Origin of the sequence: Rheinheimera marina (genome assembly GCF_042654345.1) — a bacterium.
Taxonomy (GTDB): Bacteria; Pseudomonadota; Gammaproteobacteria; order Enterobacterales; family Alteromonadaceae; genus Pararheinheimera; species Pararheinheimera marina.
In genome coordinates this window covers 170,325-193,259 of sequence record NZ_JBHSGB010000001.1, presented here as the reverse complement: position 1 = coordinate 193,259, position 22,935 = coordinate 170,325, and the positions used below count along the sequence as shown (strand labels likewise).

Genomic DNA, 22,935 nt, shown 5'->3' with positions numbered 1-22,935 from the left:
GGCCTTACTCTGGCTGCTGGCTGAGCGCCGCCAGCTTAGCCAGGTAAAAGTTTTGCAGGCCAGGTTCGTAGGCGTATTGCATCGCGGTTTCGGCAACCTGCCTGGCTTCCCGGTACTGGCCATCTTTCAGGTAAATATCCAATAAAGCCAGATAGGCTTTTTGTAAATGCGGTGCTTGCTTCAGCACCCGTTGATAATACCTTTGAGCTTTGGGAAAGTTTTGATGATGATAAGCTTCCAGTGCCAGCACTAAGTCAGCAAAAGGATTGCCGAAATGCACCGATTCGATTTGCTGTTCGATCCGCTGTACCGCTTGCAGTTCGCCACCTTGTTTCATAAAGTCCCGGTAATTGGCCAGCAGGCTCAGATTTGGTTCTGTGCTGTGACTGCCATACTCAAACCAGTCTTGCGCTGACCCAAGGGCGCCGTCACGTGTCAGTGTCAGAGCTATCAGGTTTATGGCGGGAGTGTAAGTCGGGTCCTGTTCCAAGGCTGCTTTGGCTAACAAATAGGCGTTGGCGTTTTGCTTGGCTATAAAGGCATCTGCGGCCAGGTTGTTGAAGATCATGGCGCGAAAGCGTGATTCGGCCAGCTTAGGGCCGCTGACATCTTCGGCGTCCGGGAAATAATCCACCACTATCGAACCACGGTCCAATAAAGGTTTGCCTGGTTCTGCTGGTTTATACAATAAAGTCCGCACATGGTCTGAGCTTAACCAGACCCCATTCTTCACATTTATGACCGGCTGTGACGACACCAACTGATAACCAAGGTTGATGTTGACCAAGCGCGCCAGGGCTGTGGTCACGACCGCCAGTGTCAGGCAATTGCCCTGATTTTTTTGCAGAGCTTCTGACGCAGACAGGTTTTCACCCAGGTAATGGAAACTGACCAGCTTGTTATGCAGGTAAGAAGACAAGCGTTGGGCCGGGCTTTGGTCAGCAAATTCAGGGTTATTAAAAAAGCTCAGGAAGTGTTGCTGTTGTTCTGGCGTGAGCTCAAACCAGTGATCCAATTCTGGCAGCTGCACCTGAGCAGGCGACCAATGCTGCTCGAATGCCGGCATAGTGACCGTCACTTTTTGGGGGGCAGTATTGCTCTGGCAGCCTGCCAACATCAATATCGCAATCAGCCATAGTAACCTGGTGTGCATAGGACTTCCTGTCTGAAACATAATCAGAGAGTTGTTGTTTTATTACATATTTACCCATCGTTTAACAACAAATTTTCTTTTTGAAGTGCATTAGTTGTGATTTTTTAGACAAAATGATAATGGCTCTGCTAATGTATGCGCCTTGCGCAGAAAGCTGAGATATCCGTCATGCAGTGGTTTCGACAATTTTTACGACTGACGAAGCAAGACTTAGCTTCTGCTGAGCCTGCACTTTGGCAACAAAGTGTGCTGCGGATTATTTTACTGTCGGGTTTGGCGCTGGTGCTGGTGATCGTACTGCACAGCTCCTGGCAAGCCTGGCTGCAAGGTTCTTATCATATTATTGCCATCACCTGCAGTTTCTACGTTTCTTTGCTGACCGCTTTGTATTTGTCACGCCATCACACCAAAGCTGGGGCTGTGGCCCTGTTGGGCGTTGTGATAGGGGCAGGTCTCTGCATGTCATTATTTATTGATGATTTCAGCCTGGCTAAGCTGGGAGTGATTTTTGTCTACACCTTGCCAATGATCAGCCTGATGTTTTTTGGACTCAGAGCGGCGGTGTTTTTTATGCTGCTGAACTTAGTGCCTTTTGGCTACATGGTGTGGTTGAATCAGCCGCTGCATCTGACCCCTTGGTCCTTCACTTTGCCTGACACCGCCTTGTATCTGCATGGCCTGCTGTTTTTGTTTTTTAACCTTTGTATGCCACTGGCGTTTGCGCGGATTTTTGGCACCTTACGCCGCACTTCGCGCCGTCTTGGCGTGCTAAATCTGCAGCTGGAACAGAGCCATAATTATTACGAAGAGCTGTTTGAAAATAATGGCTCGGCGACCTTGCTGGTGCACAGCACAGGTGAAGTGATTAAAGCCAATGGCTTAGCCCGTAAGTTGTTGCAGTGTGAAACTGAGCCGCTGCGTTTGGATCAACTGCTGCAGACGCAGGCGGGCCCCTTAGACCCGGCGCATTGGGCAGAAGACAAAATTGAATGCCAGTTGCAGGCCGACCCGAACCACTATATGCAGCTGAAACATGTGATCCGCACCAGCAGTGGTCACCATATTCTGAACTTGCAGGACATCACGCCGCTAAAACGCCTGCAGCAACAATTTGAACAGCATCAGCAGAAGCTGGATGTCTGGCAGCATTACGACAGCCTGACCAGTCTGCCAAACCGGGCCGGATTTCTCGAGCTTGGTACCCAACGTCTCAGTACTTTGCAGTCGAATCAGTTTGCCTTAGTGGTGATAGTGCGGCTATGTCATATCAAAACCCTGAATCAGCAATATGGCTACGACTTTGGCAGCCGGCTGATGCAGCGTTTTGCTGAAAAAAGCCGGACCGTGTTGCCGGCCGACGCCGTGCTGGCACGGGTACGTGGCGTGAAGTTTGCCATCTGGCTGCAGGCCAATCTGAATGCGACTGACCCGGTGCATCTGGCTCAGATGCTCTGTTCCAATCTGCCAAGCGAAATCAACATCGATGGCTTTCCAGCCCGCATGCATTATCAGTTTGGTCTGGCGGTTGCCCGTTTGACGACGGACGAACCGCTGGTGCTGTTGGAGCGCTGCGAGCTGGCGCTGGAGCAAAGCAATCCGGCACAGCCATTAAGTTTTTACGACCCGGGTTCGGCGTTAAAGCTGGAGCAGGATTACCGCCTGGGCAATGCGCTGCGCGACGCCCTGCGCCTGCATCAGCTGGAATTGCATTTGCAGCCTAAAGTCAGCCCAACAGGTGAGCTGCAAAGTTTTGAGGCACTGAGCCGCTGGACCCCAAATGGCGAAGTGGTGACACCAGACCGTTTTATTGCACTGGCCGAGCAGCAAGGCATTATTGTGCAGTTTTCCCGGTGCGTGCTGCAGCAGGCCGTGCGTTTATTACAAGATTGGCAGGAAAGAGGTTGGGTGTACCCGGTGGCGGTTAATCTGGCCGGCCCGGAATTGCTGGATGACAGCTTCTTTGCTGAGTTGATGAGTCTGGGCGCCGACCATAGCTGGCTGACCAGCCAGTTGCAGCTGGAAATTACCGAAACCAATATTGCAGTGCAGCACCCGACCTTGCATAAGCGCCTTAAAGCGCTGAGCCAGTATGGCTTCAGTATTTCCATTGATGACTTTGGCACCGGCCATTCGTCATTAAGCCAATTGGTGGATTGTGCGGCAGACACCTTAAAAATTGACCGGCGCTTTGTGCGAGCCGTGCCGCAAGATAGCCGTACTGTACGCATTTTGCACACCACGGTTCAGCTGGCGAAGACGCTGGATTTGAAATTGGTGGCTGAAGGCGTAGAGCTGGATGTGCAGCGCCGTTTCCTGCAGACCTTGGGTTGTCAGCAACTGCAAGGCTACCTGTTCAGTGCACCCCAGCCCATTTGTTATTGGCAGCGGTTGCTGAGCCAAAATCCGACACCTAATTTGCTGCACCCTGAATCCATGCAGTTTCAGCCCACCTGATTGTCGAAAGCGCGGAGCTGCTGACCTGCTCTGACTTGTGGTCTGTAGGCTTTTTCGGCAGAATCGGGGGCTTATTCCAATAAGCCGGAGCACGCACTCCGGCATCAATCAGGAACACTCCTCCATGACAGGTTCGACTCTTGTTTCTCCGCTGCAAAAGTTGCTGCGTATTGGCCTGGTGCCACAAATTGTGATCGGTATTTTGTTGGGTATTCTGGTGGCTGTGGCGTCACCAGAGCTTGGCAAGCAACTGTCCCTGCTCGGCACTGTCTTTGTAAAGGCGTTGAAAGCGATAGCTCCTTTGCTGGTGTTTGTGTTGGTGGCTTCGGCTATCGCCAATAAACAAGCCAGCGACAACAGTGCAATGCGCCCTGTGCTGGTGCTGTATATGTTTGGTACCTTCCTGGCGGCTCTGGTGGCTGTGGTTCTGAGTTTTGCCTTTCCAACCACGCTGGTACTGGAAGCTTCTCCGGAAGCTATTGCGGCGCCGGAAGGCATCAGCCAGGTACTGAAAACCTTGTTGTTACAAGTGGTGGATAACCCCATTAATGCGCTGATTGCCGGCAACTATATTGGTGTGTTGGCCTGGGCTGTGGGCTTGGGTATTGCGCTGCAACATGCCAGCAAAAATACCAAACTGATGTTTTCGGATTTATCCCATGGTTTGTCGTCACTGGTGAAATTTATTATCCGGCTGGCTCCGTTGGGGATTTTCGGTCTGGTCGCTGACACCATTGCCACTACCGGCTTCAGCGCACTGGCGAGCTATGGACGGCTGATTGCCGTGTTACTGAGCTCGATGGCGATTATCGCTTTTGTGGTAAACCCTGCTTTGGTGTATTTCAAAATTCGCCGTAATCCTTATCCCTTGGTGCTGCGCTGCCTGCGTGAGAGCGGCGTGACCGCCTTTTTTACCCGCAGCTCTGCCGCCAATATTCCGGTCAACCTGCAGCTATGTGAAAAGCTGGAGTTAAAAGAAGAACTGTATTCCGTGTCCATCCCGCTGGGAGCCACCATCAATATGGCGGGTGCGGCTATTACCATTACTGTACTGACGTTGGCCACAGTGCACACTCTGGGGGTCCAGGTCGATTTTGCCAGCGCCATTTTACTGAGTCTGCTGGCCACAGTATCGGCCTGCGGCGCTTCTGGCGTGGCCGGTGGCTCCTTGTTGCTGATCCCTCTGGCTTGTTCGTTATTTGGCATCCCAAATGACGTTGCGATGCAGGTGGTGGCCATTGGTTTTATTATTGGGGTGATCCAGGACAGCGCCGAAACCGCGTTAAACAGCTCCACCGATGTAGTCTTTACGGCTGCGGTCAGTCAATCCGAATAAGGTGATACACCCCGGTCAGTGACCGGGGTGCTTTGTGTCCGCCAGACGAACCCAAAGGGCAGCGCCTGGCCGGTCTTTCTGCTGCGTTAGTGCTCGTTTATGCAGGCTAACTACACTGCACTCGCACTGCCTGGCATAAAAACCGGCCAGACTGCTGAAAAAATAACCCTGAAACGTCAACAAGCCCTAGAGTTGGCTACTATTCCTTAGCGGGTACCCCGAACATCATGATGGTCAAGGACAACACAAATCAGCGACTTCAGAGCAGTGGCAGCACAGTTCTTGAGTTGAAAGGCAGGATGCAATGACACCAGTACATGCTTTCCAATTTCTGCTGGCAGCCAAACAGGCTGAGCTGCATCAACGGCAGCGTTTCTCCTTTTATCTGGAGTTGATTTCGGCCATTTGCGCTCTGGTGCATCAATTGCAACGTGAGCGGGGGCTGAGCAACGGTTTTCTGGCGTCAGGATCTGAGCTGTTCAGGGTTGAGCGTAATTTGCAGTGTACTCTGGTCGATCAAAGCCTGAACGCTTTGCAGCTAAAGCTAAAGGCGTTATTGCCGGAGTCGGGCTGCTTTGACAGCGCAGTGTGCCACCGGACCTCGATGGCGTTATTGGCTCAGCAAGACCTGACTATGCTGCGTCAGCAAATTAGTAGCCAGGCTATTGGCACTCAGCAGTCAGCACAGGCATTTAGCCGGTTGATCCATGCCTGGCATCTGGTGGTTGAGTTGTTAGCGGAGCGGATTTCGGACGCCAGCCTGCAGCTGATGCTGCAGTGTCTGCTGGAATTAAGCAGGATGAAAGAGCTGGCAGGCCAGGAGCGGGCTTGGGGCAATGTTGGCTTCTCGCAAGGTTGTTTCAGCCAGGAATTGTCCCGGTACATTATGGATCTGGATGAGGAGCAGCAGCAGGCAGCTGAACGTTTTCTGCAAATTGCCCCCCCGGCTCTGGTCAATGCATGGACCAGTCAGGGCAATTCACAGGTCTCAGAGGATTTAGCACATTTACGTCGGATGCTCAGGCAATTTAATGGCGCCGATTGCATGGTGCCAGCCATTGCAGATGTCTGGTATCAACTGACCACAGAGCGCATAGACAGGATGCAGCAGATTATTTTGCTGATCCTTACTGAGATCAGCACCGAGCTGCAGCAGGCGCTTGCCGAAGCAGAGGGCAAACTGACCAGTTTACAACAGCCCGCGGTACAGCAAGAGCCGGAGAGCCCTGTCAGTAGTTTGTTATTTGACCCCTCGATGCCCGGGCTGCATGGCATCGCCATGGCAACACCTGAGCCAGAGCGGTGGAACCCATTTTATAAGTTACAACAAGAACAGGCGACGTCGTTCGCTCAGAGTGCGGTTGTCCAAAGGTCCTGACCGCTTTATTTTGCCGATAAAGGAAAATGAAACTATGAAAGTTGCAGTGGGGGCCTGGGCTCTGTTGTTGCTCAGTCCAACAGCGGTCGCTCAAACCAAGTATTCCTTAGATTTATCCGCCCGGGAGCAGCATCAGCTGGCTGTCGATGCCGAATACCAATTGCCAGACCGTGAACCGCTGGAATTGCGCATGGCTTCCGCGTCGCCAGGCCGCTACGCTCGCCACGACTTTGCCAAAAACATTTACGCGCTCAAAGCCACAGACGGGCAGGGGCGGGAACTGCCGATCACCAGGCTGACGCCGTCCAGCTGGCAGGTGCAGGGGCATCAAGGGGTGGTGAAGGTGAGTTATCTGTTGTTTGGCAACAGAGCTGATGGTACGTACAGCCAGATCGACAGTCGCCATGTTCACCTGAATATGCCTGCCAGTTTCTTGTATGCGCCGGCCTTGGCGCAGCAGCCACTGACAGTGCAACTGAAGCAATTACCAGAGCGCTGGTCGGCAGCCAGTCAGTTGGCACTACAACCCGATGGCGGCTTGCAGGCGGCAAATCTGGACTACTTTATGGACAGCCCTCTGGAGCTGAGTGAGCATCAGTTGCTCAGTTTTGAGCAAAACTCCAATGGCAAAAACTACCGCATCGAACTGGCCTTGCATCATCAGGGCCCGGACCATCTCGCCAAGGCCCTGCTGGAAAAAACCAAAGCCGTGGTGCAGCAACAGCAGGCGGTATTTGGTGAGCTGCCGGATTTTGCCGGCCAGCGTTACACCTTTATTGCCGATTATCAAAGTGGCATTAACGGCGATGGCATGGAACACCGCAATTCCACTGTGGTGACCAGCAGCAAATCCCTGGCACAGGCAGAACTGAGCCAGATAGAGACCATTTCGCACGAGTTCTTCCACGCCTGGAATGTGGAGCGGTTGCGGCCGCAGAATCTGCAACCCTTTGACTTTACACAGACCAACATGAGTAACGCTTTATGGTTTGCCGAAGGTTTTACCAACTATTACGGCAAATTGCTGCTTAAACGCAGTGGCCATTTCAGCCTGGAAAAATACCTGGAGAAAGTGCAGGGGCCGCTGAATAGCGCATTACAGGCACCGGGCCGGCGCTGGTATGGTCCGGCGGCGATGAGTCAGCAGGCGGTGTTTGTTGATGCCGGCGTGTCGATAGACCCGACCAATTACGCCAATACCTTTTTGTCTTATTACACCTATGGTGAAGTGGTGGCGCTGGGGCTGGACCTGACGCTGCGTACTCAGTACCAGACGGACCTGGACGCCCTGATGAAACGGATGTGGCAACAATTTGGCCGTGCAGAAAAGCCGTACCAACTGGCCGATATTGAACAGGCGCTGGCAGAGGTCAGCGGCGACCGGGCCTTTGCCCGTCGTTTCTTCCAGGACAGCATTGAAGGGCCGGCACTGCCAGATTACCCGGCTTTGTTTGCTCAACTTGGCTTACAGCTCAAACCTGAACATCAGGATAAAGCCTGGCTGGGGCCACTGACACTGGAGCCTTTTGGCGATGCCTTACTGGTGCGTGGTGTGGCGCTGCATGGCTCCGCCTGGGCGCTGGCCGGTGTGACAGACGGCGATTTATTGCTGCAGCTGGGGGATGTACGGCTTGCCAGTAAAGACGACCTGAACACCGCTTTAGCTGCGGCGAAAGTCGGAGACGAGCTGACGCTGACCCTGCGCCGCTTTGACCAGCCATTGCAGCTGACACTGAAAGTACAGACCGACCCGCAACTGGTACTGACGGAAGATCCGAAAGCCAGCAAAGCGCAGCGGAAAAAACGCGACGCCTGGTTAGCGGCAAAGCAGATTTAATACAATCACCTTTTAGGAAGGCTGAAAGCATTCATTCCATTTGGTTATAAGAAAGCTCGCAGCAATCTTGTAAAAAAGACGTTTAGACGTCTAATATCCACAGCAATGCTAAAAGTGCCGGGTTGAGGACAAGGGCCCAAACCCGGCTGGTTGTTTTTGTGGAGTCTGGATGCAGTACTTGCCTATTTTTGCCCAATTGCAGCAGCGCCCGGTGTTACTGGTGGGCGCTGGTCATGTGGCATTGCGCAAAGCCAACACGCTGCTGTCTGCCGGTGCCCGCCTGACGGTGGTGGCGACCGACTTCCACAGCGATTTTGTTGCCTGGCAACAGCAAGGCAAAGTACAACTGCTGCATGCCGAATTTCATCCTGCTCAGCTGGACGGTCATTTTTTAGTGGTGGCAGCGACCGACGATGACGCTGTTAATCACGCCGTGTTTCAGGCGGCTGAAGCCCGTCAGATGCTGGTCAATACGGTCGACGACCAGCCCAACTGCAGTTTTATCTTCCCTGCCATTATTGACCGCAGCCCCTTGCTGGTGGCGGTGTCCAGCGGTGGTGCTGCGCCTGTGTTGGCCAGGCGCATCCGCGAAAAACTGGAAACCCTGTTACCTCAGCATCTGGGACCATTAACCCAGCTGGTCGGCAATTTCCGTGCCGCGGTGAAACAAAAGCTGGACGGCTTCGCGGCCCGCCGTCAGTTCTGGGAAAAAGTGTTTAATTCCAGTGTGGTGCGTGAAGTTCAGGCCGGACGCTTGGATCAAGCGCAGCAGCAACTGGAGCAGCTGCTGACTAACGAACAACCAGAACAAGGTGAAGTTTGGTTGGTGGGGGCAGGCCCTGGCGACCCGGAATTATTAACGCTGAAAGCGTTGCAATGCATGCAGCAGGCCGATGTGGTGGTCTATGACTACCTGGTGTCTGAACCCATTCTGCAGTTGGTGCGGCGTGACGCTGAGCTCATTTGCGTGGGTAAAAAAGCCGGCGCCCATTCGGTGGCACAAGAAGATACCAATAACTTATTGGTTTCATTAGCGCTTTCCGGTAAAAAGGTCTGCAGGCTGAAAGGCGGCGATCCCTTTATTTTTGGCCGGGGCGCCGAAGAGATAGAAGTGTTGTTGCCGCATGGCATCGCGTTTCAGGTGGTGCCTGGTATTACCGCCGCAGCCGGCTGTGCTGCTTACGCCGGTATTGCCTTGACGCACAGGGACTACGCCCAGACCGTGCAGTTTGTCACCGGCCATTGCCGCAAAGATGGCACTGAACCGGACTGGAGCAGCCTGGCGAAACCCAATCAGACGCTGGCCATTTATATGGGGCTGATGAAAGCAGAACATATTCAGCAGCAACTGCTGCAGGCTGGCCGGGCAGCGCAAACCCCGGTCGCCATTATTGAAAACGGCACCCGGCCTGAACAGCGGGTGTTCACCGGGCAACTGGCTGAACTGGCTGCACTGATTGAGCAGCAGCAGGTGCAGTCGCCGGCTTTGCTGATTGTTGGCGAAGTCGTTGCCTTGCAATCTCAACTGGCCTGGTTTGGTAAGTCCACCAGTCAGGCGGCGTCACAAGCGCTTTTGAATCAACTATAACGGAGCAGAACGGATGGCACAGCCTGGGCAGTCCCTCACGCATTTACAACAACTGGAAGCTGAAAGTATGCAGATCTTCCGCGAAGTCGCCGCCGAGTTTGAAAACCCGGTGATGTTGTATTCCATCGGCAAAGATTCTTCGGTGTTGCTGCATCTGGCACGCAAAGCCTTTTATCCGGGCAAAATTCCATTCCCGTTATTGCACGTGGACACCCGCTGGAAATTCCGCGAAATGTATAAGTTTCGTGATGAAGCAGCGAAGAAGTATGGTTTTGACCTGCTGGTGCATATCAACCCGGAAGGTATAGCGATGGATATGAATCCCTTTACCTACGGCAGCTCCAAGCACACCGACGTGATGAAAACCCAGGGCCTGAAGCAGGCGCTGGATCACTACAAGTTTGATGCGGCTTTTGGTGGCGCGCGCCGGGATGAAGAGAAATCCAGGGCGAAAGAGCGGGTTTATTCCTTCCGCGACCAACACCACCGCTGGGACCCGAAAAACCAGCGGCCTGAGCTGTGGCATACCTACAATGGTCAGATCAATAAGGGCGAAAGCATCCGGGTGTTCCCGCTGTCGAACTGGACTGAACTGGATATCTGGCAATACATCTACCAGGAAAACATCGACATAGTGCCGCTGTATTTTGCCGCTGAACGTCCGGTGGTCGAGCGTGATGGCACGCTGATTATGCTGGACGATGACCGGATGAAGCTGAAAGACGGCGAGCAGGTGCAGCAGAAGCTGGTGCGTTTCCGTACGCTGGGCTGTTACCCGCTGACTGGCGCCATTGAAAGCACCGCCAGCACCTTGCCGGAAATTATTGAAGAGATGCTGTTGTCGACCTCCAGTGAGCGGCAAGGCCGGGTGATTGACCACGATTCCAGTGGCTCGATGGAAAAGAAAAAGCGTGAGGGGTATTTCTGATGTCGGTAGCACAAGAACTGGCGCAAATTGGCATTGAGCAGTATTTGCAGGACCAGCAGCATAAATCGCTGTTGAAGTTCCTTACCTGCGGCTCAGTGGACGACGGCAAAAGCACCCTGATAGGCCGCCTGTTGCACGACAGCCAGCAAATTTATGAAGACCAGCTGGCGGCATTGCACAAAGACAGCAAAACCCATGGCACCACAGGTGAAGCGGTTGACCTGGCCTTGCTGGTCGACGGCTTGCAAGCGGAACGGGAGCAGGGCATCACCATTGACGTGGCGTACCGCTATTTCTCCACCGACAAGCGCAAATTTATTATTGCCGACACGCCGGGCCATGAGCAGTACACCCGCAATATGGCCACCGGTGCCTCCACCTGCGACTTAGCCATTATTCTGGTTGACGCCCGTTACGGAGTGCAAACCCAAACCCGTCGCCACAGCTTTATTTGTGCGCTGCTGGGCATTAAGCAGTTTATTGTGGCGGTCAATAAAATGGACCTGCTGGGTTTTGACCAGGCCCGTTTTGAGCAAATCCGTGAAGACTACCTGGCCTTTGCCGGTCAGCTGAATGTACCGGATATTCAGTTTGTGCCACTGTCGGCGCTGAACGGCGACAACGTGGTGCACCGCTCGGCACAAAGCCCCTGGTATCAGGGCGAACCGCTGCTGAGCCTGCTGGAACAAGCGCCGGTCACCGGCGCCAATGTCGCAGCAGAAGCCCGCTTCCCTGTGCAGTATGTCAGCCGGCCTAATCTGGATTTCCGTGGTTTTGCCGGCACCTTAAGTGCGGGCAAATTCAGTGTGGGTGACGAAGTGACTGCACTGCCGTCGGGCAAAAGCTCTCGCATTAAAAGCATTGTCACCTTTGATGGTGAATTGGCGCAGGCCATTGCCGGTCAGGCGGTGACCCTGACGCTGACTGATGAAATTGATATCAGCCGTGGCGACGTAATAGTGCCAAAACAGCACCATGCCCAGTTGTCCAACCGTATTCTGGCCAAAGTGGTCTGGATGCATGAAGAGCCGCTAACCATTGGTAAGAGTTACAATATTAAGCTGGCCAGCAAAAAAGTCAGTGGCCGGGTCACCGCCATTGCCCATAGCATTGACGTCAATACCCTGACCGAGCAGGCCGTCGACAAACTGGAACTGAACAGCATCGCGCTGGTGGAAATAGAGCTGACCGAAGCTGTGGTGTTTGACCCCTACAGTCAAAACCGGGATACCGGCGGTTTTATCTTTATCGACCGGCTGAGCAATATTACCGTCGGTGCAGGTCTGGTCGATTCGGCCTTGGCCAGTACCGGTAGTAACAGCCAGTTCTCTGAGTTTGAGCTGGAACTGAATGCGCTTATTCGTAAACACTTCCCGCACTGGCAGGCGCTGGATTTGAGTAAGTTAGGTTGATGATGACGCTGGAGCAGTACGCTGTCTTTGCGATGCTGGCCGGCCTGATTGGCCTGCTGACCTTAACCCGGCTCTCTGCCGCCTGGGTGTTCGGCGCCGTCGCTATTCTGGCTTATCTGACCGATTTGCTGAATGTGCAGCAATTTGCGGCCAGCTTCACCGATTCATCACTGCTGACTCTGGTGTTGTTGCTGCTGGTGTCAGTCGCGCTGGAGAAAACCCGGCTGATCAGCTGGGTTGGCCAGCAGCTAACCAAAGGCAGCTTCCGTGCTGTGCTGGGCCGCTTGTGGTTTTCCACTGCCTTGTTATCGTCTTTTACCGCCAATACCGCCGTAGTGGCCAGCCTGATTGGCGCCATTAAACGCAGCCAGAAGTTTGCCCCCAGCAAACTGATGCTGCCGATGGCCTTTGCCGCTACTTTTGGCGGCACCTTAACCCTGATTGGCACCTCCACCAACCTGGTGGTCAACAGCTTCCTCGACAAAGCCGGCTTGCCCTTGTTGCAGTTTTTTACCACGACAGGGGTGGCGGTTGGCGTGGTGCTGGCCGGTATGCTGATGATTTGGCTGATTGCCGACAAACTGCCAGTGACCGAAAAACCTGTGGATGAAGCCGACTTACCTTATTTCCTCGAAGCCCGGCTGGCTCAGGACTCCTGCCTGATTGGTAAATCGGTCAGTGAGGCCGGACTGCGGCATTTACGGAAGTTGTTCCTGGCAGAAATAGTGCGGCCAGAGGGCAATGTGGCGCCTGTCGGGCCGGACGAACGGCTGCAGGCCGGTGACACCTTGCTTTTTGCCGGCGATATGGAGTCGGTGGCGTTACTGCAGGAAATCCAGGGGCTGACCTTGTATGGTCATCACAGTATGAATGGCCAGGCCTTGGTTGAGGCGGTGGTCAGCCCTTCATCTGCCTTAGTGGGCGTGTCGCTAAAAGACAGCAGGTTTCGCGAAGAGTTTGATGCGGTGGTGGTGGCGATTAAACGCGATCAGCAGCGCTTACAGGGTGGTTTAGGCACAGTCGAATTGCAGGCTGGCGACACTTTATTGCTGGTACCGGGCCGCAGCTTTTTACAAAACAGCCGGCTTGGCAAAGAGTTTTTGTTGGTCAATGGCGTGGATTCCTCCACCCGACTGTCCCGTGGTCGCAGCTGGGGTGTGCTCAGCGCTTTTGTCGCCGTGGTCGCTTTGTCGATGACAGGTGTGCTGCCGTTGCTTAAAGGTCTGGTGTTGTTTCTGGTCGGCTTGCTGGCCACCCGTATTGTCACAGTGCAGGAGATCCGCCGCCGTTTCCCTATTGATATAGTGCTGATTGTCGGTGGCGCTCTGGTGTTGTCACAGGCGATGGAAAATACCGGCGTGTCGGCGCTGCTGGGGCAGGGCTTGCTGAATCTGTTTTCGGGCTACCATTTAATCTGGGCCTTGATTGCGCTGTACTTTTTTACCTTGCTGCTGACCGAACTGATGTCGAATAACGCGGCCGCCGCTTTGGCCTGCCCGCTGGCCATCAGCCTGGCGAAAGCCTTTGGCATTGACCCTATGCCTTTTATTATGGCGGTGCTGTTTGGTGCCAGTGCCAGCTTTATTTCGCCTTGGGGTTACCAGACTAACCTGCTGGTGTTTACCGTCGGCAATTACCGGCTTAGCCAATATGTCAAAGTCGGGCTGCCAATGGCGCTGGCCTATTCAGTGGCAGTGCTGAGCTTAATTCCGTTGTTTTTCCCGTTTCAGAGTCTCTAAGGAGTTGTGATGTCGAATGTGGTCTGGCAAAACTATCAGGTGAGTCGTACGGATCGGGAGCAACAAAACGGTCATCAGGCCAGGGTACTCTGGTTTACTGGCTTAAGCGGTGCCGGCAAATCCACTATCGCTAATGCTTTGGAACAAGAGCTGGTGCGCCGTGGTATTCACAGCTATCTGCTCGATGGTGACAATGTGCGCCATGGCTTATGTGCCGATTTAGGCTTCTCTGAAGCGGACCGTACTGAAAACCTGCGGCGGGTTGGGGCAGTGGCGGGTTTAATGCTGGACGCTGGCCTTGTGGTGCTGAGCGCCTTTATTTCGCCTTATCGTGCGCAGCGCGATAAAATCCGTCAGAGCCTGCCAGAAGGCAAGTTTCTGGAAATTTACGTGGCGACCTCACTGGATGTCTGTGAGCAACGTGACGTCAAAGGTTTGTATAAAAAAGCACGGCAGGGCGAGATCAGCCATTTTACTGGCATCTCGGACCCTTACGAGCCACCACAGCAGCCGGATCTGGTGCTGGACACCGCCGCGCTGTCAATTGAACAAAGTGTGGCCGCGCTGATAACGCTGCTGCAACAACAGGGAGTGATCCGTTAATGCTGGCGTTAACCAAGGAATTAGTCGATCAGGTGAAACAGATCGCAGAGGCGGCAGGCCAGGCGATTTTGCAGGTCTACCAGCGCGATTTTCAGGTCGAGCAGAAGGACGATGATTCGCCGCTGACGGAAGCCGATTTAGCGGCACATCAGCTGATCCTGGCTCAGTTGCAGGCGCTGACGCCGCAAGTGCCGGTATTGTCTGAAGAAGCGGCCGATATCCCCTGGTCTGAGCGCCAGCACTGGCAAGAATACTGGCTGGTGGACCCGCTGGACGGCACCAAAGAGTTTATTAAGCGCAATGGTGAGTTCACTGTGAACATCGCTTTGGTGCAACAAGGCGAACCTGTGCTTGGCGTCATTCATGCCCCTGTGCTGGATAAAACCTACACTGCAGCTGAAGGCTTAGGCGCCAGCCGCAGTCAACATGGGCTGACCGAAAGCATTCGTACGGCGGTCACGCCATCGGCCGGTGAAGTGGTGAAGGTGGTCGGTAGCCGTAGCCATCAGTCGGCTGAAATTGACGCTTATTTAAGCCGCTTTCCACTGCATGAACTGATTGCCGTCGGCAGCTCGTTGAAGTTCTGTCTGGTGGCTGAAGGCACGGCCCACTTGTACCCGCGGCTGGGCCCAACCATGTTATGGGACACTGGGGCTGGTCATGTGATTGCCAAAGTAGCCGGCGCCGAAGTGACCTACAGCGGCATTGAAAACCCGGCTTATCACCGGGAAAATCTGAAAAACCCGAACTTTTTGGTCAGTGCGCTTTGAGCGCACTGCTACATAAGTTGAGCTGACAAAATAACGCTGTTCTGTCCGCCTGTTCCGGCCGATAATAGAGGCTGATGTTACCGAGGTGGTTATGAATGTGTTAACGCGGCTGCATAAAGCGCCGATCCGGGTTCTGCGAATACAGCGGCGTAAAACGCTGGTGCGGTTTCGTTTTAGCATGATCCGGCTCAGAACCGCCCTGGCGCAGGAAACCGATGAAACCCGTCGTATGCTGGTGATTTACCAGCGTTCTTTGCAGGGCAAAGCCACAGAAGCCGAACTGCGGTTTGCTAACCATCAACTGGTGGACGTGTTACGTGCTACCGGGCTTGGCGTATTCGCCGTATTACCTTTTGCCCCTATCACTATTCCTATCCTGATTAAACTCGGCCGTAAAATTGGCATTGAAGTGCTACCCAGCTCGTTCCAGCCGCGGGCGGACCGGGTGAAACGCATTAAAGCTGAACCGGACGATGTGGTGTAAGACGCGTCCTATTTGCTTTTAAACTTTTTCAGCAGTTGGTCATGTTCAAACCAAATCACAAAAATCAGTGAAATGGCGAACGGGATAATCAGATAAAACATCCGGAACACCAGCAACGCCGCAATCACGTCGGCCGGGTCTACTTCTGGCAAGGCCAGCAGAAACATCACTTCCAGCACCCCTAAACCACCTGGGGCGTGCGACAACAACGCGGCAGAAAAAGACGCCAGGAAAATCCCCAGTACCATAAAGTAACCTGGGTTACTTTGTTCCGGCAGGGCGTAATAAATAATGGCGGCTGCGGCCAGCAGCTCCAGCGGTGCAACCACTAATTGACGGCAGATCAGTGAGAAACGTGGGTATTCCAGATTAATTTTCCATAAATCAATGGAGCGGCGTTTCATAAAGCTGCCGTACAGGTACAGCCCCACAATAAACAACATGGCGGCACCCAATAACTGCGCCAGCCACTGTGGAATATCTTTATGGAAATGGGCCGGCAGACTGGGTTCAATCAGCAGCGCCAGGCCACCTAAAGAGATAGTGCCAAGGACAAAGGTAAAGGAACAAAAGGCCACCAGTATGCCGACTTCCGCAGGCGTCAGGCCTTGCGAACGGTAAGCCCGGTAACGCACCACAGCGCCGGAAAACACCGAAGCACCGAGGTTATGGCCTATCGCGTAAGCGACGAACGACGCCACTGAGATAAAACGCCAGGACACTCTTTTACGCAGATGCGCCAGCGCCAGCCGGTCATAACCAGCCAGAGCTACATACGCAGCCACAGTCGCCAGTGCCGACATCAGCCAGCCGTGCAGGCTGATGGCGTCAAGACTGTTGAGCACATCATCAAAAGAGATGTCCCGTAGCTGGTCTATCAGTAAATGAACGGAGAATGCTACCGCGACCAGACCTATCACTGGCCAGAAGTAGTCTTTTTTCGTCATTGTCTATCCCTTGCCAAAGCAGGTCCGCTGCAGCGGTCGGCTTTGCTGTGTTTATCCAGCTGTTGCTGGTCTCTTATCGAGCATTTTGCCGTTATCTCAGCATTGTGGCTGGCTTTTGGCAAGTAAAACAGCCAGAGCTGGCTCTGGCTGCTTAATTCCTACGCTATTTTGGTCTGGGTCAACTTAGCTGGCTCTGATCATCATAATGGCGACGATCGCAATCAGCACCGGAGACACTACAGCAGCCACCAGCCAGTAAATTTTCTGCAACAGGTCAGAAACTTCGCCGGCCAGAATGGTTTTAATCTGTGGCCAAATGCGCCAGCCGACAAAGAGTGCGGCAAACATACCACCCAGCGGCATCAGCACGTTGGAGGCCATAAAGTCCATCACATCAAAAGGCGTTTTGCCAAAGATGGTGTAGCTTTCCATACCACCGCCAAAGGACAGGGCGGCCGGAATGCCTAATAACAGGTAGTTCACTACGGCCACACTGATGGTCGCCACTTTGCGGTCAAAGCCATATTCATCGATCAGGAAGGCTACGACGGGTTCCAGAATAGAGATAGACGAGGTGACGGCCGCAAACAGCAGCAGACAGAAGAACACCAGGGCCAGCACCTGGCCACCGGCCATCTGGGCAAACAGCGCCGGCATGGTGATAAAGGTCAGGCCTGGGCCAGCGCCCGGGTCTACATCAAAGGCAAATACGGCAGGCAGAATCATCAGACCGGCCAACACAGACGCCAGGGTGGCTAAACCGGCAATCCATAAACCTGCACTGACCACCTTGGTTTCAGGGCTCAGGTAGGAACCGTATGCCACCATCAGACCAGCCCCGACCGACAGGCTGAACACCGCCAGGCCTAAGGCGTCCAGCACCATTTTAATGCTTAGTTTGCTCCAGTCCGGTGTAATAAAGTAGATCACGCCTTCCAGCGCGCCTGGTAAGGTCAGGCTGCGTACCACCATCACCAGCATCAGCACAAAAAGCGCTGGCATCAGAATTTTACAAATACGTTCAATCCCAGACTGCACACCGGCGATCACCACCAGCGCAGTAATGCCGAGGAACATCGCGGTAAAAATCAGCGACGAGGTTGGGTCGGCAATAAAACTGGTGAAAATGTTGTTCAGTTCAGTGGCATCCGTGGTCAGAATATTGCCCTGAACCGCCTGCACTATATAAGCAATGGTCCAGCCGCCCACCACACAGTAGAAGCCGAGCAATAAAAATACCCCGAGTACCGACAGCCAGCCGGCCACATGCCAGTAGCCTTTACCCAAAGCCCGGTAGGCTGAAGTGGCTGATTTTTTGGCGCTGCGGCCAATCATCATTTCGGCCAGCAACATCACCACACCAACAGAAAACACACAGGCCAGATACACCAGCAGGAACACACCACCGCCGTTTGCACCTGCAATATAAGGGAATTTCCAGATGGCGCCTAAGCCGACGGCAGAGCCGGCTGCGGCCAGAATAAAACCTATACGCGAACCCCAGCTGCCGCGTGATACAGAGTTAGTCATGCTGATCTCATCGTTCTAATTGTAGTTTTGGTCAGTGCTGCCAGCCCGGATGCGCACAGTTCTGCCGACAACTTGAAAGTCTATACACCCAAAGCCAACCAAGCGGCTGTTTTAAGTACTATGGGTATACACCTTGGTGCAGCAGCAAGATAGAGTAATTATGCAACCAAATGCAACCAAAAATCCGTGGTCAGGACGGATTATCTGGTTAAAACAGGCATCTGGCAGCGAGCCTTCTGTCCAAACTACGAAAGAAATCTTTCATCTTCGCTGTCTATAGTAAAGAAGCAGGTCTGAGGCAGGAGCGTCAAATGCGTTTAAAACTAATGGTTTGGATCGTGATTATGATCGGTAGTTTAGCTTTTGGGCTGCAAAAAGTGGCAGCCCGTACCAATAGCGTTGACTTTCCAACCAGCTTGCCCTGGCTCAATGTCAGTCAGCCACTGACCATGCAGCAGCTGCGCGGCAAGGTGGTGTTGCTGGATTTCTGGACCTACGGCTGCGTGAACTGCCTGCATGTGATCCCGGACCTGCACAAGCTGGAACAAAAATACGGTGACAAGCTGGCAGTGATTTCGGTGCATTCGCCCAAGTTCGACAATGAAAAGCAGTTCAGCACCTTAAGTTCCATTGTGCGCCGTTATGGCATTCAGCATGCGGTCGTCAATGACGTGGACTTTGTGTTGTGGCGTCATTACGCGGTGCGGGCCTGGCCCACTTTTGTGCTGATTGCACCGGACGGCAAGTACGTCGGCCAGACCTCTGGCGAAGGCCGTTATCAGCTACTGGACGACGCGGTGGCGCAACTGCTGGCCGAATACAAAGGCGAGCTGAACACAGCGCCATTGCCGCTGAAACTACTCGACCCTTTGAATACTCCGTTAGCAGCGCCAGGTGCTGTCGCGGTAGATGGCCGTTTTATCGCCATCAGCGATACCTTGCATCATCAACTGGTGCTGCTGGACCCTCAGGGCAAGCTGATTAAACGTATTGGCAGTGGCGTGGCTGAGCTGAAAGACGGCCATGCCGACAGCGCCGCCTTTCATTCGCCCCAAGGCATAGCGCTGGCCGACGATGCACTTTATCTGGCCGATACCGGCAACCATGTCATTCGTAAAATTGACCTGAAAACCTTTGAGGTCAGCACCCTGGCGGGCACCGGTGAACTGGGCGATCGTTCCAACAGCAGTGACGACCCGCGCGGCATGGCGCTGCGTTCACCCTGGGATGTCGCGTTGGATGGCCGCACTTTGTATATTGCGATGGCGGGCAGTCATCAAATCTGGACCCTGGATTTAGTGCGTAACCGGCTGGAAGCCTATGCCGGTACCGGACAGGAAGCTTTGCTGGATGGCCGTCGGGATGACGCAGCGTTTAACCAGCCAAGTGGTCTGGCGTTGGCAGGAGGCAAATTATGGGTGGCCGACGCCGAAGCCAGTGCGGTGCGGCAAATCGACCTGAAATCCAATCAGGTCAGCACTTTGGTCGGTCAGGGTCTGTTTGAGTTTGGCCTGAAAGACGGTTCCTTCCGCCGGGCTTTGCTGCAACACAACAAAGATGTGGCGGTGCTGGATAAAAACACCCTGGTGGTGGCTGACACCTACAACCACAGGCTGCGCTTGCTGCATCTGGATAAGAAGCAGGTCAGCAGCATCAACCTCAGTCCATCTCTTAACGAGCCGGGTTCGGTAGCGGTCTGGCAAGGGCTGATTTATATCGCCGACACCAATAACAACAGGCTGCTGACCTACAAACCAGAAACAGGTGAACAAAAGGTGCTGAGTATCGCGGTGCCATGACAAGGCTGGAGTTGTGGCTGGCTTCTGGTTAGACTGAACAGCAGAAACAGGAAGCCAATGATGCGATTAGATAAGTTTATTTGTGACTGCACAGGTCTGACCCGCAGTCAGGCGGGCAAGCTGATCCGGCAGAGTCTGGTGACAGTGAATGGCACCAGAGTGAAGCAGCCTGCGTTACAGCTGAAGCCTGAAGACAAAGTCAGTCTGGATGACGAAGAGCTGCAGTTGATGGGGCCACGTTACATCATGCTGCATAAACCCGCTGGTTATGTCTGCTCTACCGACGACCCGGACCACAACACGGTATTCACCCTGTTGGATGAGCCATTGACCGAGCGTTTGCATACGGTTGGCCGGCTGGACCTAGACACCACAGGTTTGGTGCTGATCACCGACGATGGTCAGTGGTCGCATAAAATCAGCTCCCCTAAACATCACTGCGCCAAAACCTACCGGGTCTGGCTGGCCGATCCGGTACCGGAGTCTGCCATTGCTCTTTTTGCTGAAGGCGTGCTGCTGCGCGGCGAAAAAGCACTGACCAAACCGGCTCAGCTGGAAATTGTCGAGCCACAGCAGGCGCTGCTGACTATTCACGAAGGCCGTTACCATCAGGTGAAACGCATGTTTGCTGCTATTGGCAATAAGGTGGAAAAGCTGCACCGCGAGCAAATAGGTGCTTTAGTGTTGGACGACAGCCTGGCCGAAGGTGACTACCGTTTTCTGACACCGGAAGAGGTGGCCTCGTTTCGTTGAATCGGGTTGCGGGGCTGTCGTAACTTTGGGGTCAGGTCTTGTATTTTGCGTTTCAATGCAAAATACAAGACCTGACCCCAATCGTTTTCTGCGCTGTCGATAAATTGTTCGAACGCTCGTCAATTATTCAGAAACGGTTCAGAGACCTAGCATTACTATTGCTTTGAAACGGCAGCAACAGCACAAGCTGTTACAAATATTTTTAGCGATGTACAAGCTCAGCCAAGGGCTGTCCGTATAAACTAAGCAGGTCTTTACGACAGTTACTATGGAGTTATGTATGTCAAAGTTGAAATTTGCCGCAGCAGCCCTGGTGGTTGGTGCATTAGCGTTATCTGGTTGCTCCGCAACCCACACTGCCATCAGCAAACGGAACCTGGATGTGCAGACCAAAATGTCTGACACCATCTTCTTAGACCCGGTCGCTGACGATAAACGGACCGTGTATGTGCAGGTGCGTAACACCTCTGATAAACAAGGGTTAAGCCTGGAACCTTTCATTGTTGAAGCGGTGCAATCGAAGGGCTACCGCGTGGTGCGTGACCCTGAACAGGCCAATTTCCTGTTACAGGCCAATGTGTTGCAAGCCGGTGAGACTGACCTGCGTGCGCAGAACGAAGCCTTCGGTGGCGGTTTTGGCGGCGCTTTAGTGGGCGGTGCTATCGGTAACCAGTTTGGCAGCGGCAGTGGCCGTGCAGCCGCCACAGTAGGTGGTGCGCTGATTGGTCTGGCGGCTGATGCTTTAGTCAAAGACGTGCATTACAGCATTATCACCGACCTGCAGATCTCTGAACGGGCGAAAAAAGGCGTAGTCGTTGTTGAAGAAAACAAAGCGGCACTGAAGCAAGGTAACAGCGGTTATAAAAACGTCAGCTCCACTGAAGAAACCGAGTGGAAACGTTATCAGACCCGCATTATGTCGACGGCCAATCAGGTCAATATGGAATACACAGAGGCAGAGCCTGCACTGGTTCAGGGCTTAATCCGCTCTATCTCTGGCATCCTGTAAGTCTTGTTGTTCCCTTAGGCCGGTCGTGTCCCAAGCACTTCCGGCTTTTTTTTTCGCCTAACGAAAGATATCTGCTGCACTCAGGGTCTGTTGAGGGTGTTTACAACTGCAACAGGATTCCTGAAATGAAGCCATTAACTATTGCCATGCTGCTGGTCCTAAGCCCGGTCCTAAGCCCCGGATTGAGGGCAGAACCTGCCACCCCAACAGACTTCATTGATACCTTCGCCAAGCTGTTTGGCGAACACAAAGGCGAACGCAAAGGCCACGCTAAAGGCTTTTGTGCTGCTGGCGAGTTCAGTGCGTTGCCTGCGGCAAAGCAGTTCAGCCAAATCAGCTGGTTAACCGGGACTAAGGTGCCGGTCACGGCGCGTTTTTCGATGGCTGGCGGCAACCCGAAAGCGCCGGAAAACAGCCGCAGCCCACGCGGACTGGCCCTGCAACTGAAAAGCCCCAATGGCGAGCTGCAGCATTTTGCCATGCTGAGTACCCCGGTGTTTGGCGCTAAAGACCCGGATGTGTTTTTAGGCCTGCTGAAAAGCTCGCTACCGGACCCGGCTACCGGCAAACCTGATCTGGCCAAAATTCAGGCCTTCCGTCAGGCCAATCCATCCACCTTGCCACAAGCCGAGTACCTGCAAAAAAACTCCCCACCCTGGAGTTATGCCACTACGTCCTATTTTGGCATTCACAGTTTTTTCCTGACCGACAGCAGCGGCGTAGAGCATAAAGTGCGTTGGCAGTTTGTTCCTGCAGACGGCATCAAAGGGCTGACCGACGCAGAAATTAAAGCGCCACCGCAGGACTTTTTACAGCAGCGACTGGCACAGCGGCTGCAGCAGGGGGCGATACGCTGGACTATGCAACTGGTGCTGGGCGAAGCCGGAGACAGTGAAACCGACCCGTCGCAAAGCTGGCCAGCCGGCCGCAAAACCTTGGATATTGCCGAGCTCAGCATTCAGAGCCAGGGCGGCGACGCCTGTACCGGCATAAATTTTGACCCCAATGTGCTGAGCAAAGGCGTGCGCGCCAGTACTGACCCTGTGTTGGCGATGCGTTCCCCTGCCTACGCCATCTCCTTTGGTAAACGCCTGACCGGCCAATAGTTCTTTTGGCCGCGTTCAGCGGCTTCGCATTCGTATTCAGTCTGGCCCAGCCCCAGCTTTTTGACTAAGCTGGGGCAAAATCTGTCGCGACCCAGAGCCGGAGCTGGCT

18 protein-coding genes are annotated in these 22,935 nt (G+C 53.8%); 15 read left to right on the top strand and 3 right to left on the bottom strand.

What is annotated here, in order from left to right:
* Window positions 1-4 precede the first annotated feature (4 nt).
* The gene (locus tag ACFO3I_RS00890) at window positions 5-1,153 is read right to left on the bottom strand and encodes a tetratricopeptide repeat protein (RefSeq protein WP_377330962.1); all 1,149 of its coding nucleotides are present in this window, start codon (window positions 1,151-1,153) and stop codon (window positions 5-7) included.
* A 168-nt stretch (window positions 1,154-1,321) separates the two neighbouring features.
* Between ACFO3I_RS00890 and ACFO3I_RS00885 the strand changes: the two genes are divergently transcribed.
* The 11 genes from ACFO3I_RS00885 (at window position 1,322) to ACFO3I_RS00835 (ending at window position 15,682) form a co-directional block, all read left to right on the top strand.
* Complete coding sequence (locus ACFO3I_RS00885; RefSeq protein ID WP_377330961.1) at window positions 1,322-3,607, top strand: EAL domain-containing protein; 2,286 nt, start codon at window positions 1,322-1,324, stop codon at window positions 3,605-3,607.
* A 124-nt stretch (window positions 3,608-3,731) separates the two neighbouring features.
* On the top strand, window positions 3,732-4,943 hold the full coding sequence (gene sstT, locus ACFO3I_RS00880; RefSeq protein WP_377330959.1) for a serine/threonine transporter SstT: 1,212 nt from the start codon (window positions 3,732-3,734) through the stop codon (window positions 4,941-4,943).
* A gap of 304 nt (window positions 4,944-5,247) precedes the next feature.
* Window positions 5,248-6,321 (top strand): nitrate- and nitrite sensing domain-containing protein, encoded by a 1,074-nt coding sequence (locus tag ACFO3I_RS00875; protein ID WP_377330957.1) that lies wholly within the window; start codon window positions 5,248-5,250, stop codon window positions 6,319-6,321.
* Window positions 6,322-6,355: 34 nt separating this feature from the next.
* Window positions 6,356-8,158 (top strand): M61 family metallopeptidase, encoded by a 1,803-nt coding sequence (locus tag ACFO3I_RS00870; protein WP_377330955.1) that lies wholly within the window; start codon window positions 6,356-6,358, stop codon window positions 8,156-8,158.
* Between the two features lie 169 nt (window positions 8,159-8,327).
* A complete protein-coding gene (cysG, locus tag ACFO3I_RS00865; protein WP_377330953.1) occupies window positions 8,328-9,746 on the top strand; it encodes a siroheme synthase CysG in 1,419 nt (472 codons plus the stop codon).
* Between the two features lie 13 nt (window positions 9,747-9,759).
* Window positions 9,760-10,674 carry a sulfate adenylyltransferase subunit CysD gene (gene cysD, locus ACFO3I_RS00860; RefSeq protein ID WP_377330951.1) on the top strand — a complete coding sequence of 305 codons (915 nt, stop codon included), beginning with the start codon at window positions 9,760-9,762 and terminating at the stop codon, window positions 10,672-10,674.
* Window positions 10,674-12,086 (top strand): sulfate adenylyltransferase subunit CysN, encoded by a 1,413-nt coding sequence (gene cysN, locus ACFO3I_RS00855; protein ID WP_377330949.1) that lies wholly within the window; start codon window positions 10,674-10,676, stop codon window positions 12,084-12,086. The genes cysD and cysN overlap by 1 nt, the downstream gene beginning before the upstream one ends.
* Window positions 12,086-13,825 carry an SLC13 family permease gene (locus tag ACFO3I_RS00850; protein ID WP_377330947.1) on the top strand — a complete coding sequence of 580 codons (1,740 nt, stop codon included), beginning with the start codon at window positions 12,086-12,088 and terminating at the stop codon, window positions 13,823-13,825. Before cysN ends, ACFO3I_RS00850 begins: the two co-directional genes overlap by 1 nt.
* Before the next feature lie 9 nt (window positions 13,826-13,834).
* Window positions 13,835-14,428: an adenylyl-sulfate kinase gene (gene cysC / locus ACFO3I_RS00845; RefSeq protein ID WP_377330945.1), complete on the top strand. Its 594-nt coding sequence runs from the start codon at window positions 13,835-13,837 to the stop codon at window positions 14,426-14,428.
* Entirely contained in the window at window positions 14,428-15,198 is a 771-nt protein-coding gene (gene cysQ, locus ACFO3I_RS00840; RefSeq protein ID WP_377330943.1) for a 3'(2'),5'-bisphosphate nucleotidase CysQ, read from the top strand. Before cysC ends, cysQ begins: the two co-directional genes overlap by 1 nt.
* Before the next feature lie 91 nt (window positions 15,199-15,289).
* Window positions 15,290-15,682 (top strand): hypothetical protein, encoded by a 393-nt coding sequence (locus tag ACFO3I_RS00835; RefSeq protein WP_377330941.1) that lies wholly within the window; start codon window positions 15,290-15,292, stop codon window positions 15,680-15,682.
* Window positions 15,683-15,690: 8 nt separating this feature from the next.
* On the opposite strand, the gene ACFO3I_RS00830 is transcribed toward ACFO3I_RS00835, so the two are convergent.
* Entirely contained in the window at window positions 15,691-16,629 is a 939-nt protein-coding gene (locus ACFO3I_RS00830; protein WP_377330939.1) for a lysylphosphatidylglycerol synthase transmembrane domain-containing protein, read from the bottom strand.
* A 183-nt stretch (window positions 16,630-16,812) separates the two neighbouring features.
* On the bottom strand, window positions 16,813-18,159 hold the full coding sequence (locus ACFO3I_RS00825) for a sodium-dependent transporter (protein ID WP_377330937.1): 1,347 nt from the start codon (window positions 18,157-18,159) through the stop codon (window positions 16,813-16,815).
* Window positions 18,160-18,470: 311 nt separating this feature from the next.
* On the opposite strand from ACFO3I_RS00825, the gene ACFO3I_RS00820 reads away from it, so the two are divergent.
* The 4 genes from ACFO3I_RS00820 to ACFO3I_RS00805 all read left to right on the top strand — a co-directional run bounded on the left by ACFO3I_RS00820 (window position 18,471) and on the right by ACFO3I_RS00805 (window position 22,826).
* The gene (locus ACFO3I_RS00820) at window positions 18,471-19,958 is read left to right on the top strand and encodes a thioredoxin-like domain-containing protein (RefSeq protein ID WP_377330935.1); all 1,488 of its coding nucleotides are present in this window, start codon (window positions 18,471-18,473) and stop codon (window positions 19,956-19,958) included.
* A gap of 60 nt (window positions 19,959-20,018) precedes the next feature.
* Window positions 20,019-20,711, top strand: coding sequence for a 16S rRNA pseudouridine(516) synthase RsuA (rsuA, locus tag ACFO3I_RS00815; RefSeq protein ID WP_377330933.1), 693 nt, complete (start codon window positions 20,019-20,021; stop codon window positions 20,709-20,711).
* Between the two features lie 280 nt (window positions 20,712-20,991).
* A complete protein-coding gene (locus tag ACFO3I_RS00810) occupies window positions 20,992-21,720 on the top strand; it encodes a complement resistance protein TraT (RefSeq protein WP_377330932.1) in 729 nt (242 codons plus the stop codon).
* Between the two features lie 125 nt (window positions 21,721-21,845).
* Window positions 21,846-22,826, top strand: a complete 981-nt coding sequence (locus tag ACFO3I_RS00805; RefSeq protein WP_377330930.1) for a catalase family peroxidase — start codon at window positions 21,846-21,848, stop codon at window positions 22,824-22,826.
* Window positions 22,827-22,935: the final 109 nt, after the last annotated feature.

Bases quoted from the DNA above. Each gene is read 5' to 3' on its own strand.
- ACFO3I_RS00890 (WP_377330962.1), bottom strand. From the start codon at position 1,153: ATGCACACCAGGTTACTATGGCTGATTGCGATATTGATGTTGGCAGGC.
- ACFO3I_RS00885 (WP_377330961.1), top strand. From the start codon at position 1,322: ATGCAGTGGTTTCGACAATTTTTACGACTGACGAAGCAAGACTTAGCT.
- sstT (WP_377330959.1), top strand. From the start codon at position 3,732: ATGACAGGTTCGACTCTTGTTTCTCCGCTGCAAAAGTTGCTGCGTATT.
- ACFO3I_RS00875 (WP_377330957.1), top strand. From the start codon at position 5,248: ATGACACCAGTACATGCTTTCCAATTTCTGCTGGCAGCCAAACAGGCT.
- ACFO3I_RS00870 (WP_377330955.1), top strand. From the start codon at position 6,356: ATGAAAGTTGCAGTGGGGGCCTGGGCTCTGTTGTTGCTCAGTCCAACA.
- cysG (WP_377330953.1), top strand. From the start codon at position 8,328: ATGCAGTACTTGCCTATTTTTGCCCAATTGCAGCAGCGCCCGGTGTTA.
- cysD (WP_377330951.1), top strand. From the start codon at position 9,760: ATGGCACAGCCTGGGCAGTCCCTCACGCATTTACAACAACTGGAAGCT.
- cysN (WP_377330949.1), top strand. From the start codon at position 10,674: ATGTCGGTAGCACAAGAACTGGCGCAAATTGGCATTGAGCAGTATTTG.
- ACFO3I_RS00850 (WP_377330947.1), top strand. From the start codon at position 12,086: ATGATGACGCTGGAGCAGTACGCTGTCTTTGCGATGCTGGCCGGCCTG.
- cysC (WP_377330945.1), top strand. From the start codon at position 13,835: ATGTCGAATGTGGTCTGGCAAAACTATCAGGTGAGTCGTACGGATCGG.
- cysQ (WP_377330943.1), top strand. From the start codon at position 14,428: ATGCTGGCGTTAACCAAGGAATTAGTCGATCAGGTGAAACAGATCGCA.
- ACFO3I_RS00835 (WP_377330941.1), top strand. From the start codon at position 15,290: ATGAATGTGTTAACGCGGCTGCATAAAGCGCCGATCCGGGTTCTGCGA.
- ACFO3I_RS00830 (WP_377330939.1), bottom strand. From the start codon at position 16,629: ATGACGAAAAAAGACTACTTCTGGCCAGTGATAGGTCTGGTCGCGGTA.
- ACFO3I_RS00825 (WP_377330937.1), bottom strand. From the start codon at position 18,159: ATGACTAACTCTGTATCACGCGGCAGCTGGGGTTCGCGTATAGGTTTT.
- ACFO3I_RS00820 (WP_377330935.1), top strand. From the start codon at position 18,471: ATGCGTTTAAAACTAATGGTTTGGATCGTGATTATGATCGGTAGTTTA.
- rsuA (WP_377330933.1), top strand. From the start codon at position 20,019: ATGCGATTAGATAAGTTTATTTGTGACTGCACAGGTCTGACCCGCAGT.
- ACFO3I_RS00810 (WP_377330932.1), top strand. From the start codon at position 20,992: ATGTCAAAGTTGAAATTTGCCGCAGCAGCCCTGGTGGTTGGTGCATTA.
- ACFO3I_RS00805 (WP_377330930.1), top strand. From the start codon at position 21,846: ATGAAGCCATTAACTATTGCCATGCTGCTGGTCCTAAGCCCGGTCCTA.